Raw genomic sequence first — 16,169 nt, forward strand, 5'->3', positions numbered from 1 at the left:
CCTGGGGGAACCATCCCCCAGGGATGATTCCTCTTTCAAGACCGACAAAAGATACCCAATCGAACCCTGCATGAACATCCTGCCGATATTGCTCCTGCTGTTTCTGGCCGGTTGCGGAGAGCCTGCCACCGGTTCGGTGCAAGGATATGTGGAAGGGGAATATCTCCACATCGGCGCCCTTTCCGGTGGTCGTCTGACTGGGGTGGCCGTGACCAAAGGCGCCACGATCCAAAAGGATCAACCCCTGTTCACCCTGGAAAACGATCTGGAAATGCTGGCCTCCGAAGAGGCGCGAGCCAATCTGGAACGGGCCAAAGCCCAACGGGACAACCTGCTCACCGGCAAACGGGACAACGAAATCCGCATTCTCGAAAAACAGCGGGAACAAGCCCAGGCCAGTCAACGTCTGAGCGCCCTGCAAAAAAGGCGTCAGGAAAGCCTGCTCAAAAGCGATGCCACCAGTCAATCCAGACTGGATGAAATCACCAGCGCCCAACAACGGGATGAAGCCCGGGTCGCAGAGTTGACCGCCGCCATCGCATCCGCCCGCGACGGGGGCCGGGAGGCGGAAATCGCCGCCGCCGAGGCCAATCTCAAGCTGGCGGAAAACACCCTGCAACGGGCCGCCTGGCATCTGCAACAGCGCATGGTCCGGGCACCCGACGCCGGACGGGTCGAAGAGGTGCTGTTTCACCCCGGAGAGACGGTCAACCCCCAACAGGCGGTGATCACCCTGCTGCCACCGGGAAAGGTCACCATACGGTTTTTTCTGGGGGCCGAAGGGGTCGGACGCCTGAGCCGCAACCCGCAAGTGACCCTGACTTGTGCGGGCTGCCCGGAAGGGCTGACCGGAACGGTCTCCTTCATCGCCTCCGAGGCGGTCTATGCCCCGCCGGTACTCTACTCCCGGGAAGGCAAGGAGAAACTGGTCTTCGCGGTGGAGGCGATCCCGGCGAAACACGCGGAATCCTTGCGTCCCGGCCAACCGGTGACCATCGGACTGCCTGCCCCCAACCCGTCATGAACGCCGCCATCGAGGTCAAAGGATTGACCAAACGGTTCCAGGGCCGCACCGTGGTGGATCACCTGAGCCTGTCCGTTCCCCAGGGTCGGATCATGGGTTTTTTAGGTCCGAACGGTTCGGGCAAGACCACCACCATGCGCATGCTGTGCGGACTGCTCACCCCGGACGAAGGGGAGGGGGCCTGTCTGGGCTTGGACATCCGGACCCAATCCCATGCCATCAAGCGTCAGGTGGGCTACATGACGCAAAAATTCTCTTTGTACGAAGATCTATCCATTCGGGAAAATCTCGATTTCGCGGCCCGTGTCCACGGTCTGCCCCGTCGCCAGGAACAGGTGGAAGCGGCCCTCGAACGTCTGGGACTGACCGCACGACGCCACCAGTTGGCCGGAGAGCTTTCCGGAGGATGGAAACAACGTCTGGCCCTGGCCGCCTGTCTGCTGCATCAACCCCGTCTGCTGTTGCTCGACGAACCCACCGCCGGAGTGGATCCCAAAGCCCGCCGGGAGTTCTGGGAGCAGATCCACGCCATGGCCGCCGACGGATTGACCGTACTGGTCACCACCCACTACATGGACGAAGCCGAACGCTGCCACGCCATCGCCTATATCGCCCATGGCAGACTTTTGGCCACCGGATCGGTGGAAGAGGTGATCCGCAGTGCCGGATTGACCACCTTTTCCGTCACCCCGGCCCAGGCCGGAATCCAGACCGCTCCCCTGATGCAGCGTCTGACCGGGGTGGCGGGGATCGATCTGGTGGCCCCTTTCGGATCCCAGTTGCACGTCGGCGGCAAAAATCGAACCGCGTTGCTGGCCGCTCTGGCTTCGTTCCGCACGGATGAACAGTTCATCTGGCGAGAAGATGCCCCCACCCTGGAAGATGTCTTCATCCAGCTCATGCCCACCCACAACACCCCTGGGGAGTCTTCATCATGAGCGGGCAGGGGATCTCCTGGCAGCGCATGCGGGCGATGATGTTCAAGGAGTTCATCCAGATGCGCCGGGACCGCCTCACCTTTGCCATGATGGTGGGAATTCCGATGATGCAGTTGATCCTGTTCGGATTCGCCATCAATTCCGATCCGAGGAATCTGCCCACGGCGGTGCTGGACCGGGATGGAGGGGCACTGGGACGGGCGCTGATCACCCGCATGGAGGCGTCGGGCTATTTTCGCGTGGTGGAACAGATCCACGACGAACAGCAGATCGAAACCCATCTTTCCACCGGTCGGGTACAGTTCGTGGTCTCGATCCCGGAACACTTTTCCCGGGATGTGGCCCGGGGGGAACGTCCGGAACTGCTGATCGAAGCCGATGCCACCGATCCCGCCGCCACCTCCAATGCCCTGGGAACCGTGACCGTATTGGCCTGGAACGCCCTGGACCGGGAGTTGAGCGGACCGTTATCCCGTCTGCGCAGCGGTCGCACCCCCTTCGAGCTGAAGGTGCATCGACGCTACAATCAGGAGGGGATCACCCAATTCAACGTGGTGCCGGGATTGATGGGCGTGGTTTTGACCATGACCATGGTAATCATGACCGCCCTCGCCGTGACCCGGGAGCGGGAACGGGGCACCATGGAAAGTCTGCTGGTCACGCCCTTGCGGCCCATCGAGGTGATGGTGGGCAAGATTTTTCCTTATGTGGTGGTGGGCTACATTCAGATGATGCTGATTCTGACCGCGGCGCGAATCATTTTCGCGGTTCCGGTGGTGGGTAACATCGGCGTGTTGATGCTGGCCAGCGTGGTTTTCATCATGGCCAATCTGGCGGTGGGCTTCACCTTTTCCACGGTGGCCCGCAATCAGTTGCAGGCCATGCAGATGGGATTTTTCTATTTTCTGCCCAACATTCTGCTTTCGGGATTCATGTTTCCCTTTCGGGGCATGCCGGAGTGGGCGCAGGCGGTGGGCGAGGTGCTGCCCCTGACCCATTTTCTGCGCATCGTGCGCGGGGTGATGCTGAAAGGCAACGGCCCCGTGGAAATTGTCAGCGAGGTGGGCGCCCTGGGAATTTTCATGCTGGTGGTCAGCACCATCGCCTTGAAACGGTATCGGCAGACTCTGGATTGAAAAACGTTTCAAGCCCAACAGGGGTAAAACCAACGGGGGGAAATTTTTTTCAAAGTTGAAAGTCAAAACCCTGGGGGAGGAATCCCCCAGACCCCCCGCTTTTTTTTTCAAAAGGTTACGACCCCAAGGTTGACGACACGGACCCGGCCAACGGATTGCCGACCTTGAAAAACGCAAGAGCCTCGGCCAGTCGATCGGCCTGGGTGTTCAACTCTTCGGCGGTGGCGGCCATCTCTTCGGAGGCGCCGGCGTTGTTTTGAATCACCTGATCGAGTTGTTGAATGGCGCTGTTGATCTGGCCGGCGCCCTGGCTTTGCTCCTGGCTGGCGGCGGAAATCTCTTGCACCAGTTCGGCGGTACGGCGTATATCCGGCACCAGGGTATCGATGATGGTGCCCGCCTTTTCCGCCACCGCCACGCTGGAAGCGGACAGATGACCGATCTCTCCGGCGGCGGTCTGGGAGCGTTCCGCCAGTTTGCGCACCTCCGCCGCCACCACCGCGAACCCCTTGCCCTGCTCTCCGGCCCTGGCCGCCTCGATGGCCGCGTTCAAGGCCAACAGATTGGTCTGACGGGCGATCTCTTCGATGATGCCGATCTTGCCGGCGATCTCCTTCATGGCGGCCACCGCCTGATTGACCGCCTCGCCCCCTTCGACAGCGGAACGGGAAGCGGTCAGGGCGATTTTTTCGGTGGTCTGGGCGTTGTCGGTGTTTTGCTGGATGTTGGATGACATCTCTTCCATGGCCGAAGAGGTCTCCTCGATGCTGGCCGCCTGTTCCGTGGCTCCCTGGGAAAGATTCTGGGCCGTGCTGGAAAGCTGTCTGGATCCGGCGGAGACGTTTTCCGAGGCGATCTTGATTTTGTCCGTCACTTCCCTCAACTTGTCCATCATGCTGGACATGCTTTGCGACAACTGCCCCAACTCATCCTTCCGGGTGGTCAACACGCAACGAATCTGCAAATCCCCTTCCGCCAACGCCTGAAGATTGTCCCGACACTCCTGCAACGGACGGTTGATGTGCCGCGTCAGGCCCACACCCAGCAACAACGCCATCAGCGCCCCAAACGACATGGCGACCCAGGCGGTGGTGATGGTGGTATTGGTCAAGGCGGTGGTGTTGTCCACCTCCTGTTTCACCGCCATGCCGACCCGCTCTTCCACGGCGGCCAGAATGGTCATCATCTGATTGCCGATCTCGTCGGCATGGTGATCGGATTGGCTTTGTTGCGCCAGATGGGTCACCAGGGCACGACTGGCGGTGATCAGACGTTTGGCGTGTTCGACAAAACGACCATGCATGACAAACAATTGTTCCACTTCGTCGCACAGGGCCTCCCCGGTCACCGGACTGATTTTGCCCTCGTCGGTGACCGCTCCGTGGCGCAGGGCGTTGATCCAGACATGAAAGGTCTTGGTCTCCGCCTCAAAGGCCCGCACCGCTTCGTCCTGCTCCTTGGGATCGTTGGTTTGCACCAGCTCCTCCAGGGCAATGCGGCTGACCGACAGGGTGTTCTTGATCTCCATGGCCATGTCGGCCCAGGTGTTTTCCACGGTGAAAATACGGGTCGCGCTCTCCCGACCCAGCAACGACTGGATGCGCTCCTTGACCAGACCTTCAAACCCGGCCCCTTTTTCCATGGCCTGATCGTAAGCCTTCTCCATGGCTTTCATGCTGGTGTTCATGTCGGCGCGGGCTTGCAGCACGGCGACGCTGGCCTCTTTCACCGCCAGAATGGAGGGTTGAAACTGGCTGTTGTGCAACTGATCCGCCTGTTGCACCACCTCGCGAATGCGCTCATCCTGGGTGGCGACCACGGCTTTTCCCCCCACGGTCCCCCCCGAGCGAATGGCATCCGCCAGAGCGTCAAACCGTTGGACCGCGCTTTCGTGTTCTTTCCAGACCGTCTCCAGGTCGTTGTTGGACTCGGCGGCGATCAATTCCATCACCAGTTGCATGTCCTGTCGAACCGACAGGGCCATGTTCAAAGAGACGCTCTCCAGAGGTACCACCCGGACAATGGCATCGGTTTTGGCCCGCATGGCTTCCATGCCCCGCCACCCGGAGATTCCCACCCCGATCAGCAGCAACGCCATCAACCCGTAAGATCCCATCAATTTATAGCTGATTTTCCAATTATTCAGGGTCAGCATGGCAGGCAACCTCTCATTGGTTGAATAGGAATAATTGAACTCATCGCGGTTTTGAAAACTAAAAATATAACAAGAACCGCCTCCCTCCATACGGAATGAAGGTAAGTCAATCGCTTCCGGTTGTCAATTTTTCCAAATTTTCGATTCCCATGCCGTCATGCCGCCACCAGGCCCCTCGAACCTATTTCGAGGCGAGTTCTTGAAGCCGGCTGGACATTTCCCGATTCTCCCGACCCATTTCATACAGTCGGAAAGCGTCCTTGATCCCCTGGGAAAGGGCGTCATCCTCCCAGGGCTTGGTGAGAAATTTGTAAATCGCCCCCCGATTGACCGCGTCGATCACCGAGCTGAGTTCCGTATAACCCGACAACACGATGCGCACGGTATCGGGATGGAGTTCCTTGGTACGGCGCAAAAATTCGGTACCCGCCATTTCTTTCATGCGCTGATCGCAAACCACCACCCCCACCGAATGTTGGGAGAGCAGATCGAATCCCTCCCGCACGCTCGACGTGGCCAGAATGCGATAGCCATCCCGCCGCAGCACCCGTTGAATGGCCTGGAGGATGCACGGTTCGTCGTCCACCACCAGCAACACCCGTTCCGGTTTGTTGCTGGTGGTGGGAGGGAGTCCGCGCCCTTCCAGCAGCAAGGCCGCGAAGTCCGTGGCCGGCAAAGGACGGCTGAACAAAAATCCCTGAATCTCCTCGCACCCCTGACGGCGCAAAAAACCCAACTGGCCTTCGTTTTCGATCCCTTCGGCGATCACCTGCAAGCCCAGACTGTGGGCCATGCCGACCATGGCGCGGGTGATGGCGGCGTCGCCGGGACTGGAGGTCAGGTTGGTGATGAAGGATTTATCAATCTTGATGCGCGCCACCGGCAGGCGTTGCAGATACGAAAGGGAGGAGTAGCCGGTACCGAAGTCGTCCAGGGCATGGGTGATCCCATCCGAATTGAGCTTGAGCATGGTACGGATCACCGCTTCGGGGTTGCGCAACACGACCCCTTCGGTGAGTTCCAGTTCCAGCCATTCGGCGTCGAGTCCCGCCCCATCCAGGGCGCGACGCACCATGGCCTGGATATCGCCGCCGTGAAACTGACGCGCCGACAGGTTGACCGCCATGCGGATCGGGGTCAATCCCTGTTCCCGCCACTCCCGGCTCCGATGACAGGCTTCGTGCATGACCCACTCCCCCACGGCCCAGATGAGTCCCGCGTCTTCCAGCAGGGGAATGAAATCCTGGGGCGGAACCAGACCGTGTCCGGGGCGTCGCCAGCGCAGCAGGGCCTCGGCCCCCACCACCCGACCGCTGGCCAGCTCCACCTGGGGCTGAAAATGCAGCTCGAACTCATTCCCGTCCAAAGCACGACGCAAGGCGCTGTCCAGGTCGAGACGACGCAGGGATTCCCGTTCCATTTCGGCCACAAAGAAGCCGTACATCCCACCCCCTTCCTGACTCACCGTGGTGGCGGCCACCAGGGCGTGCTGCAACAGCTCCCGTGGCGCTCCGTCCTGGGGATGAAACGCCATGCCGACAAACGGATCCAAAAACAGCTCCTGATCTTCCACCAAGATGCCCGCGGACAAGGCGCGACAAACCCGTCTGGCGGTCTGTTCGACCCTGGAGCGTTCCGGTGGAGCTTCCAGCAACAAGGCGAATTTGGACTCCTTGATCCGGGCCACGAACACCGTGGGCAAAATCGACTCCAACCGGTCGGCCACCACCCGGGCGATTTCCAGTCCCACATCCTGTCCCAGGGTCTGAAGCACCCCATGGTAGCGCCGCAGATGAATCACCAGCACCGCGAGCATCCCACCCGGAGCGACCGTGATCTCTTCCAGACGCCCCTCGAACAATGCCCGACCCGGCAGACCGGTCTGGGCGTCGTAATGGGCCAGGTATTGCATTTTCGACTCGGAAGCGGCGCGAATCTCCTCCAGGCGCATCACGTCCAAAGCGAACGAGAGGTCCGCCGCCACTTCCGTGAGCAGTTGAATCTCCTCGGTTTTAAAAAAATCCACTTCGGTGGCGGCCACGGTCAAGGCGCCGATGACCTCGCCTCCCTGCCGCAAGGGAAAGGCGCTGCACGCCCCGATCCCCCAGCGTTGCGCCACCTCCCGCCAAGTCACCGTAAGGGGATGGGAAAACACGTCGGCGACGATCACCGGCAAGGCGTCGTGGACCGCCTGACCCGCCGGATCCCGCCCTGACGCGCCCTCTTCGGAACAAGCCGCGAGGATGGCCAGTTCCGCCGCCGCCACCCCGGAGCTGGCCACCGGCGACAGGCTCCCCCGACCCGGTTCGATCAAGCCGATCCAGGCCAGATTGAATCCTCCCGCCTCCACGGCGATACGACAAACCGATTCATACAAGCCATCCGGATCGTCGGCCCGCACGATGGCGCGATTGACTTGGCTCAACATGGCGTAAAGGCGGTTCATCCGCTCCAGTTGATCCCGGGTGAGACCCAGATCCATGGCATCGTTCATGAGGTGGCTCCCAGCAGACGGTCCAGACACCCTTTCAGTTCCCAGCGGGAGATGGGCTTGATCAGCACCTCGGAAACCCCGGCGGTGGCCAGACGGGCGCGGGAGGCGGCATCGTTGAGGGCGGTCACCATGACAATGGGCAGACGACACGCCGCAGGATCGGCTTTCAGGCGTCGCACCACCTCGAAGCCGTCCATGCCCGGCATCATCAGGTCGAGCACGATCAGATCCGGCAACGCCTGCGCCACCGACTCCAAGGCCTCTACACCCAACGCCACGCTGCGCACCTGATGCCCTTCCGCACGCAACAGGGTTTCCATCAATTTGCGATTCCGCGCGTCGTCGTCGACAATCAGGATATGGCTGCGTGTGGTCATGGACGGATTCCTTGGGATGGCGCGGATGGGGTCAGAATCTGCTTCACTATGGCGAGAAACGACCGGTATTGAATCGGTTTGGCAATGTAGCCGTCGCAACCCGCCGCCATAATCCTCTCCTCGTCACCTTTCAGTGCCAGGGCGGTCAGGGCCAGGACAGGAATCGGCCTGGTGGTCTCGTCTTGCTTCAGGATCCGGGTCAACTCCATACCATCCATGCCGGGCAACTGGATGTCCATCAGAATCAGGTCGGGATGACCGGTATGGGCGAGATCGAGAGCCTCCGGGGCGTTGAACGCCTGCAACACCGTCACCTCCAGGGTACCCAGCAACATGACCACCAGTTTCATGTTGGCCGGATTGTCCTCCACAACCAAAACGGTCTTGTTCATCTCGTCTCCTTTGCCTGAGTCGCCAGGGCACGGCGCACTTCGGCGACCAGATGACCGGGTTGAAAGTCGGCCTTGGCCATGATCGCCACCGCAGCGCTGTTGAGCCGTTCGTGATCCTCCCGGGTCAGTTGTTTGGCCGTCACCACGATGATCGGAATCGCCACGGTGGCCGGATCGGCCCGCAACGCCTCCACCACGTCGAACCCGTTGACTTCGGGCATGATCAGGTCGAGCAGAATCAAATCCGGCAAGGCGCTCCTGGCCAGCCCGATCCCCTCGGCCCCTCCGGAAGCCCGCAACACCACTTGGCCCGGAGCCGCCAAATGGGTCGCAAGCAGCTCCACGGCCTTGGGATCATCGTCGATGATCAACACCTTGCCTTGCCGCTCCACCTCCGGACCAAACCCCAGACGATGCAGCGCGGTCGCCAGATCATCCCGTCCCACCGGCTTTTGCAACACCTGGGAGGCCCCAAGGGCAAACCCCTTGCGCGCATCCGCGACAATGGAAACAATCACCACCGGCACATCCACCCATGGAGAGTCGGGTCGCTTGAGCGCCTCCAGAAAATCCCAGCCATCCATGCCGGGCAGAAAAATATCCAGAATGATCACCGCAGGCTGAAACGATCCCACCAGCGCCATGGCCTCCTCGGCGCTCACCACCCGCAGGGCGTGCAGACCCTCGGCTTCGAGTTGCAGCCCCACCAGTTCGGCGGCGGTGTCGTTGTCCTCGATCACCAAGGCGGTCCATCCTTCCGGCGAGGGAAGCACCGGCAGCACCGCGGACGCCATCCCACCTCCCGCCTCCCGCCACGGCAGCCAGACCGTGAAACAACTCCCCTGACCCGACTCGCTGGCCACCGCCACCGTACCCCCATGCAGCTCCACCATTTTCATCACCATCGCCAGCCCCAGCCCGGTACCCTCGTAGCGCCGTGACAAGGAAGAGTCGATCTGACTGAAAGGCTTGAACAAACGCACCGCATCGTCACGCCCGATGCCGATGCCGCTATCCTCCACCGAAATTTCCAGAAAATCGGTGAAATCGTTGGGGGGCAAAGGCCAGTGCAGGGTGTTGGAGGTGGCAGCGCTCCAGCTCTCCACCGCGGCGCGGCAGACCCGACCGGCCCGCAAGTGAATCCGCCCGCCGTCCGGGGTGAACTTCACCGCGTTGGAAAGCAGGTTGTAGACGATCTGCCTGGTCTTGCGCACATCGAGGCGCAGGGCATCCAGGTTCTCCTCCACCTCCCGGGTCAACACCAGCCGATGGGCGGTGGCCTTCTCCTTGACAATGGCCAGACTGTTTTCCAGCAGGGTATTCACAGCGATATCCTCCAGATCGAGGGTCATCCGCCCGGCCTCGACCTTGGAAAGATCCAGAATGTCGTTGATCAAGGAGAGCAGATGACGACCGCTTTCAAAGATGTCTATCACATACTCCTGCTGGGGAGGCGTGAGGGGATCCACCAGACCATCCTTCAACACCTCGGAAAACCCGATGATGGCGTTAAGGGGCGTGCGCAACTCGTGGGACATGTTGGCGAGAAATTCCGACTTGATGCGATTGGCCTGTTCCGCCTCCTTGCGCCGGGTCTGATCCCGCAGCCGGGTGATGCCATAGGCGATGTCCGCCGCCGCCTCCCCGAGCAGCTCGATTTCCGACCGGTCGAACAGGTCGTTGCGGGAGGCGTAGATGGCCACCACCCCGAAAACTCCCTCTTCGTTGCGCATGGGCAGGGCCAGAACCGTCATGGGATCCATCGGCGCGCCCGAAGCCAACAACACTCCGGCGCACCCCCTGGCCACCACCGCCTCGCCCCGCTGTACCGCCGCCGTCACCGCACACTCCCCGGAACCAGACTCCACCCAGGAAATACAAGAAGCATCGACCCCTTTGGCACCGAATCCGAAATGGGCCACGATGTGCAACTGTCTGCTCTCGTCCGAGCTGGTGAAACCGATCCACACCCGGTTGTAGCCTCCCTTTTCCACCACCAGACGACACATGTCATCGAGCAGGATGGACTCATCCGTGGCACGCAGCATGGCGCGATTGCCGGCGCTCAACACGGTCAACGCCCGGTCGGCGGCGGCCAGACGCGCCTCCCGTTCCTCCAGGCGCGCCGCCATCTCGTCGAAACTCTGGGCCAGTTGTCCCAGCTCCTCGCCACCATGGGGCAATCCGGTGCGGGCGGTCAGATCCCCCAGACCCAAACAGCGGGCCGCCCCGATCAACGCCCGCACCTGACGCAAAATGAACCAGTCGCTGCCAAACCAGGCCAGGGTGAACATCAACACGCTCACCACCAGCATGGCCCCCAGATTGCGCCACAAGCGCCGCTCGACCGGACTGTAAAGCTCATCCCGGGGCACACCCACGCTCACATAGACGCATCGGCCCTTGCTCAGGGACAAAGGTTCCACCGCGTTCAGCCGCATCACCCCGTCGGAGCCGGAAAACTCGGCAAAGCCTTTGCAATCCGGAGAGAGAATCGATTCCAGAAGCCCTTTTTCCGGCATCGGCTTGCCCATCGATTCCCGGTGCGGATCCGGATGACGGGCCAACACCGTCCCTTGTCCATCCACCACCACCAGCACCGTATTGGGGGAGACGGGCAGTTTCTCGGCCAGACTCTCGAACCACGACAGGGCCAGCGGAGCGTAAACCAACCGGGACAGGCTGCCGTCGTCGTTGTAAAGCGGCAAAGCCACATTCACCACCGGCACCTTGGCCAGCAGCGCCACCCGGTAATCCCCCACCGCAAAATCCTGAGTGGACACCGCACGACGAAACCACTCCCGATCGGAAAAATTGATCGGCGACTCAAAGGGCAAAGCACTGCACAACAGATTGCCCTGAGCATCGACCACGCCGATGTTGGCGTAAAGAGGATTTTGCTGACGCAACCGCGCCAGGGTTTCGTGACACAGGGGCAACAGGTTGAGATCACGCACAATGGGCAAATGGGACAGAATGGTCAGCATCTGTCTGGCCTCGGCCAGAAGGCGGCCCTGCTCGTCGGCGACGAACGCGGCCAATTGCCGGGTCTGCCGTTCCGCCTGCGCCCTGGCCCGGTCCCAATCCTCCCAGGCGGAATGGACGATCAGTCCAAAGGCCGGCAGCACCGTCAACAAGACCAGCAGCAGCAACCGTCCCCGCAAACTGGGACGCAGTTCCGCCCGCCTCATGTCGGATCCCGGGGACAACCTTCCGGACCATGATCACCAATCGTGACGATCGAAGACTTTGATATCATATCTTCCCCCACCAAAGATATTGATGTCATATATGATTAAAATAAAAAATTATATGATATAAAATTGTTATGCACCGTACGGTCAAATATTTCCCAAAATAATGATGAATCCACATTAATACAATTCATACATTCTTTTCAAAAATCAGTCAAGGTCAAGCAAAAAATAATGATAATCTCAATCAAAATTTTCTATTTTCATCTTATGCATCAATTCAACACCAAAAAAACATATTAAAATTATTAATAACATCAAATAAAAATCTATTCTCAAAAATATCTGATAATTTTAAATTATTTGTTTTTATATGAACAGCACAAACAAACATTTATAAATGTTATGACGAAAAAATAAAAAAAACCTCGCCACCCCACTCATGACAAGATAAAAAGAAAAAAACAAACGACCAAATCTTGACTTTTTAGTTTTTATATCGAATTGTCTATCATCAAAAGAATGACAGCAGCGAACCCGAACCTTTTCACCAACACGCCTGGAGATGGTCGATGAATCCTGAAACAATGACGGAAAAAAAAGCCAGGATACTTTTTGTGGATGACGACCCGATGGTGCTGTCCAGCATGGTTCGACTGCTGCGGCATTCATTCGAGGTGCAGACCGCCAGCGCGGTGGCGGAAGCGGTGATGGTCTTGAGAACCCAGGGACCGTTTGCCGTGGTGGTTTCCGATCTGGAAATGCCCACCATCGATGGCATTCAATTTCTCAGCCGGTTGCGTCTGGCCTATCCGGATACGGTGCGCATCATGCTGACCGGTCGCGGGGATCTGGGGGCGGCGATGCAGGCCATCAACGAAGGACACATCTTCCGTTTTCTCACCAAGCCCTGTCCTCCGGCAGTACTCAAGACGGCCTTGTCGGACGGGGTCCGTCAATACCAACTGATCACCGCCGAACGGGAGTTGCTGGAAAAAACCGTCACCGAGGCCATCGCCCTGCTCAACGAAATTCTCGGCGTGGCCAACTCCGCCGCCTCCGACCACGCCTATCGGGTCCGACGTCTGATGACCGGCATGGCCACCGCGTTGAACGTTCCGGATCCCTGGATCTGGCAGGCGGCAGCCTCCCTGTCCCAGTTGGGATGCATCGTCTTGGCTCCGGAGATCCTCGACAAGGTGTTTCACCGGGTGCCCCTCACCCAGGAGGAGTCCGCCCTGTACCAAAAACATCCCCAGGTGGGGGCCAATCTGATCCGCACCGTCTCCCGTCTGGAAAGGGTGGCGGAGGTGGTCGCCCGACAAAACGAAGAAGCCGAACACTCCGATCCCGCCCATCTGGCAGCCCGGGCTCTCAAGGCCGCCTTGGATTTCGACCTGATGCGGCTGCAATTCCGCAACGAAACCCCGGCCCGGCTGTTTGCCAAAATGCGGGAACGCACCGGATGTTACGATCCCATCATCCTGGATCTGCTGGAACAGGTCGCCACCGCCCATCTGCAAGGGGCGCTGAAAAGCATCCCCCTGGCGGAACTGACAACCGACATGGTTTTTTTGCAGGATCTGGTCACCACCACCGGTACCCTGCTGGTACGCGAAGGGGAAGTCGTCACCCGACCCATGATGGAACGGCTCGCCCTTTTCCAAGAAACCGTCGGAATCCGGCAACCGTTTCATGTCTTTGTGCCAACCACCTGAAACCATGGGAGCCAAACATATGACCGATTCCTCCATGAACCCCCAGGAGCTGGCGCAACAACTGACCGATTGCCGTCGGCAACTGCTCCCGCTGGAAAAAATGGCCATGGTTGGTCAGTTGGCGGCAGGGATCGCCCACGAAATCAACAATCCCGTCGGTTACATTCTGTCCAACCTCTCCAGCCTGGAAGGGTATGTGATGGATCTGTTGCGACTGGTGGCGGTTTTCCGGGAAGCCGAACCCCTCATCCTCCAGGATCCGCAACTGGCCGCCAGAATCCAATCCATGCAACAAGAAATCGAGTTGGATTATCTGATGGCAGACATCCCCAAACTCCTGGAAGAGACCGGGTACGGTCTGGAACGGGTGCGACAGATCGTCAAGGGGCTTAAAGATTTCGCCCATCAGGGCGAGGAGCAATGGGAAGAGACCGATCTTCTGCGCTGTCTGGAAACCACCCTCACCGTGGTCTGGAACGAACTCAAATACAAAGCCGAGGTGATCCGGGAGTTTCAACCCGTACCCCGCATTCACGCCATCTCATCCCAGTTGAATCAGGTCTTTTCCAATCTCCTGATCAACGCCGCCCACGCCATCGAGCATTCCGGGACCATCACCGTGCGGACCGGTCATGATCCCGAAAACGAATCGGTTTGGGTGGAGATCGCCGACAACGGCTCCGGCATCGCTGCGGAAAATCTGGAACGTATTTTCAACCCCTTCTTCACCACCAAGCCGTTGGGCAAGGGGACCGGTCTGGGGTTGTCGGTAAGCAAACAGATCATCGACAAACACGGTGGCGTGTTGGAGGTGACCAGCACTCCGGAAGTCGGAACGACTTTCAGGGTCTCCATTCCACAGGCAAACAGACAAGACGGCTTTGACCATTGAAAAACAAAGAGAGGGTCTGGGAGATTCATCTCCCAGGGTTTTGACTTTAATCCTTTAAATTTATTATTTTTTTAAAGATTAAAGTCACGGGGCGCTGCCTAAGCCCCCGCCAGGGCGGTAACCGCCCTGGACCCGTGATGGTCACAGACTGCCAAAATCCGGTCCACCTCCTCCCTCGGGGGGGGTCCAACGAATGTTATCCAATGGATCCTTGATGTCGCAGCACTTGCAGTGCAAACAGTTGGCCCCGTGGATGCGGTAGGTCGCTGCGTTCACCACGGGTGGAATTTTGAGTTCATACACCCCGGCTGGACAAAAACGGGTCTCGGGATTGGCAAAACGGGTCCGTCCCGCCTCCAAAGGAAGCCGTGAATCCCGCAAACGCAAATGCAACGGTTGATCGTCTCGTTGGGTCAAGGCACTCAAGGCCAAAGCCGCGGGACGGTCCAGAATCCAGGGGGCCGGTTGGGGAGGCGGGGGAAAAGCCACCCAAGCAGCGCCCACCGGTCGCAAGCGCTCCCGATCCGCCAGCTTCCAACGCCAGGTCCAAGGCGAACGACCCCGACTCGCCCACTCCCACACCGCATGGACCAAACCCGGCACCAACCCCGCACGAAATCCGGGCCGCACATTGCGTACCGCCTTCAAATCGGCAAACCAGGCCGACCCGTAGACCCGTTCCGGATAAGCCCGCAATCCATGGGTGGAGCAATCTCCACTCCCGAAAGCCTCCCCCACGGCATCCGCCGCCGCCAATCCGGATTGAATGGCATTGCCAATCCCCTTGAGTCGGGCGGCGTTCAAAAATCCCGCCCCGTCCCCCACCAGCATCCCACCATCGAAAACCAATCGGGGCAGACTCTGCCATCCCCCTTCCACCAGGGTTTTGGCGCCAAAAGCCAACGGTCGCCCCGGTTCCAGCAACGCCCGGATACGCGGATGATTCTTCCAATGCTGAAACGCGATGAAGGGATCCAATCCCCCATCCCGATAATCCAAACCCGCCACCCAACCCACGGCAAGCCGGTCCGAAGCCACAGCATACACAAATCCCCCCCCGTATTGATCCGGTTTCAGGGGCCATCCCAAGGTGTGGAAAATCCCGCCAGGCTGAACGGCAGAACCGGCGGGAAGCTCCCACAACTCCTTGAAACCCAAACCATAGGTCTGAGGGGTACGGCCCTGGTCCAGATGAAGCCGTTCGATCGCCTCCCGGGTCAGATGTCCCCGACACCCCTCGGCCAACAGCGTCACCGGAGCGCGCAAGGCGATGCCGGGCTGAAATCCGGGTTTCGGCGTTCCGTCGGCTCCGCGTCCGTGATCCCCGGTGATCACGCCGGTCAGTCGATCCCGCTCCCACAGCAGACCGGCGGCGACAAATCCGGGATAGATCTCCACCCCGGCCGCCTCCACCCGTCCCGCCAGCCAGCGACACCACCCCCCCAAAGAGAGCAGATGGCAACCCTCATGATTCCAAAGCTGGGGCAGGGGCAAAGCATGCCGACGGGACAAAAACAACAAAGATTGGCGCGTCACCACCGGACCCGAAGGGGCATCGTCACCGGCTGCCAGGGCATGCAGATCGGCTGGATCCACCAAAGCGCCGGAAAGCAAATGGCCACCAATCCGGGCCGCCTTTTCCAGCACGACGATTTTCAACGTCGGAAAACGATTGGCCAGTCGCCACGCCGCCGACAATCCCGCCGGACCGGCTCCCACGATGATGACATCAAATCGAAGATCTGACATGAGGTTCATGAATTGAAAACAAAGAGAGGGTCTGGGAGATTCATCTCCCAGGGTTTTGACTTTGAAAAAAGAAAAAAATTATTGATTTCAAAAATAAAAG

Annotated in this window: 11 protein-coding genes; 5 read left to right on the forward strand and 6 right to left on the reverse strand. The window is 59.5% G+C overall.

All coding sequences use genetic code 11. From position 1 onward, the window contains the following. Positions 1 to 70: 70 nt before the first annotated feature. The 3 genes from HQL98_08290 to HQL98_08300 are packed head-to-tail and all read left to right on the forward strand — an operon-like array spanning position 71 to position 3,098. A complete protein-coding gene (locus HQL98_08290) occupies positions 71 to 1,024 on the forward strand; it encodes an HlyD family efflux transporter periplasmic adaptor subunit (protein ID MBF0272044.1) in 954 nt (317 codons plus the stop codon). Further along, positions 1,021 to 1,962, forward strand: coding sequence for a heme ABC exporter ATP-binding protein CcmA (gene ccmA, locus HQL98_08295; GenBank protein MBF0272045.1), 942 nt, complete (start codon positions 1,021 to 1,023; stop codon positions 1,960 to 1,962). The genes HQL98_08290 and ccmA overlap by 4 nt, the downstream gene beginning before the upstream one ends. Continuing rightward, a complete protein-coding gene (locus HQL98_08300) occupies positions 1,959 to 3,098 on the forward strand; it encodes an ABC transporter permease (GenBank protein MBF0272046.1) in 1,140 nt (379 codons plus the stop codon). The genes ccmA and HQL98_08300 overlap by 4 nt, the downstream gene beginning before the upstream one ends. A gap of 115 nt (positions 3,099 to 3,213) precedes the next feature. On the opposite strand, the gene HQL98_08305 is transcribed toward HQL98_08300, so the two are convergent. From HQL98_08305 to HQL98_08325, 5 genes are all read right to left on the reverse strand, one after another. Further along, positions 3,214 to 4,740: a HAMP domain-containing protein gene (locus HQL98_08305; GenBank protein ID MBF0272047.1), complete on the reverse strand. Its 1,527-nt coding sequence runs from the start codon at positions 4,738 to 4,740 to the stop codon at positions 3,214 to 3,216. A gap of 694 nt (positions 4,741 to 5,434) precedes the next feature. Further along, positions 5,435 to 7,681 (reverse strand): EAL domain-containing protein, encoded by a 2,247-nt coding sequence (locus HQL98_08310; GenBank protein MBF0272048.1) that lies wholly within the window; start codon positions 7,679 to 7,681, stop codon positions 5,435 to 5,437. 62 nt (positions 7,682 to 7,743) lie between these two features. Next, positions 7,744 to 8,124 carry a response regulator gene (locus HQL98_08315; GenBank protein ID MBF0272049.1) on the reverse strand — a complete coding sequence of 127 codons (381 nt, stop codon included), beginning with the start codon at positions 8,122 to 8,124 and terminating at the stop codon, positions 7,744 to 7,746. Next, complete coding sequence (locus HQL98_08320; protein ID MBF0272050.1) at positions 8,121 to 8,516, reverse strand: response regulator; 396 nt, start codon at positions 8,514 to 8,516, stop codon at positions 8,121 to 8,123. The genes HQL98_08315 and HQL98_08320 overlap by 4 nt, the downstream gene beginning before the upstream one ends. Then, on the reverse strand, positions 8,513 to 11,707 hold the full coding sequence (locus HQL98_08325; GenBank protein ID MBF0272051.1) for a response regulator: 3,195 nt from the start codon (positions 11,705 to 11,707) through the stop codon (positions 8,513 to 8,515). The genes HQL98_08320 and HQL98_08325 overlap by 4 nt, the downstream gene beginning before the upstream one ends. A gap of 575 nt (positions 11,708 to 12,282) precedes the next feature. Between HQL98_08325 and HQL98_08330 the strand changes: the two genes are divergently transcribed. After that, positions 12,283 to 13,428: a response regulator gene (locus tag HQL98_08330; GenBank protein ID MBF0272052.1), complete on the forward strand. Its 1,146-nt coding sequence runs from the start codon at positions 12,283 to 12,285 to the stop codon at positions 13,426 to 13,428. A gap of 19 nt (positions 13,429 to 13,447) precedes the next feature. Beyond that, positions 13,448 to 14,320, forward strand: coding sequence for an ATPase (locus tag HQL98_08335; GenBank protein ID MBF0272053.1), 873 nt, complete (start codon positions 13,448 to 13,450; stop codon positions 14,318 to 14,320). Between the two features lie 141 nt (positions 14,321 to 14,461). On the opposite strand, the gene HQL98_08340 is transcribed toward HQL98_08335, so the two are convergent. Beyond that, positions 14,462 to 16,069: a 4Fe-4S dicluster domain-containing protein gene (locus tag HQL98_08340; GenBank protein MBF0272054.1), complete on the reverse strand. Its 1,608-nt coding sequence runs from the start codon at positions 16,067 to 16,069 to the stop codon at positions 14,462 to 14,464. Positions 16,070 to 16,169 lie beyond the last annotated feature (100 nt).

It is taken from the genome of Magnetococcales bacterium (genome assembly GCA_015231755.1).
Taxonomy (GTDB): domain Bacteria; phylum Pseudomonadota; class Magnetococcia; order Magnetococcales; family Magnetaquicoccaceae; genus Magnetaquiglobus.

Bases quoted from the DNA above. Each gene is read 5' to 3' on its own strand.
- HQL98_08340 (MBF0272054.1), bottom strand. From the start codon at position 16,069: ATGTCAGATCTTCGATTTGATGTCATCATCGTGGGAGCCGGTCCGGCG.
- HQL98_08310 (MBF0272048.1), bottom strand. From the start codon at position 7,681: ATGTTGAGCCAAGTCAATCGCGCCATCGTGCGGGCCGACGATCCGGAT.
- HQL98_08320 (MBF0272050.1), bottom strand. From the start codon at position 8,516: ATGAACAAGACCGTTTTGGTTGTGGAGGACAATCCGGCCAACATGAAA.
- HQL98_08290 (MBF0272044.1), top strand. From the start codon at position 71: ATGAACATCCTGCCGATATTGCTCCTGCTGTTTCTGGCCGGTTGCGGA.
- HQL98_08300 (MBF0272046.1), top strand. From the start codon at position 1,959: ATGAGCGGGCAGGGGATCTCCTGGCAGCGCATGCGGGCGATGATGTTC.
- ccmA (MBF0272045.1), top strand. From the start codon at position 1,021: ATGAACGCCGCCATCGAGGTCAAAGGATTGACCAAACGGTTCCAGGGC.
- HQL98_08305 (MBF0272047.1), bottom strand. From the start codon at position 4,740: ATGGAAAAAGGGGCCGGGTTTGAAGGTCTGGTCAAGGAGCGCATCCAG.
- HQL98_08335 (MBF0272053.1), top strand. From the start codon at position 13,448: ATGACCGATTCCTCCATGAACCCCCAGGAGCTGGCGCAACAACTGACC.
- HQL98_08315 (MBF0272049.1), bottom strand. From the start codon at position 8,124: ATGACCACACGCAGCCATATCCTGATTGTCGACGACGACGCGCGGAAT.
- HQL98_08325 (MBF0272051.1), bottom strand. From the start codon at position 11,707: ATGAGGCGGGCGGAACTGCGTCCCAGTTTGCGGGGACGGTTGCTGCTG.
- HQL98_08330 (MBF0272052.1), top strand. From the start codon at position 12,283: ATGAATCCTGAAACAATGACGGAAAAAAAAGCCAGGATACTTTTTGTG.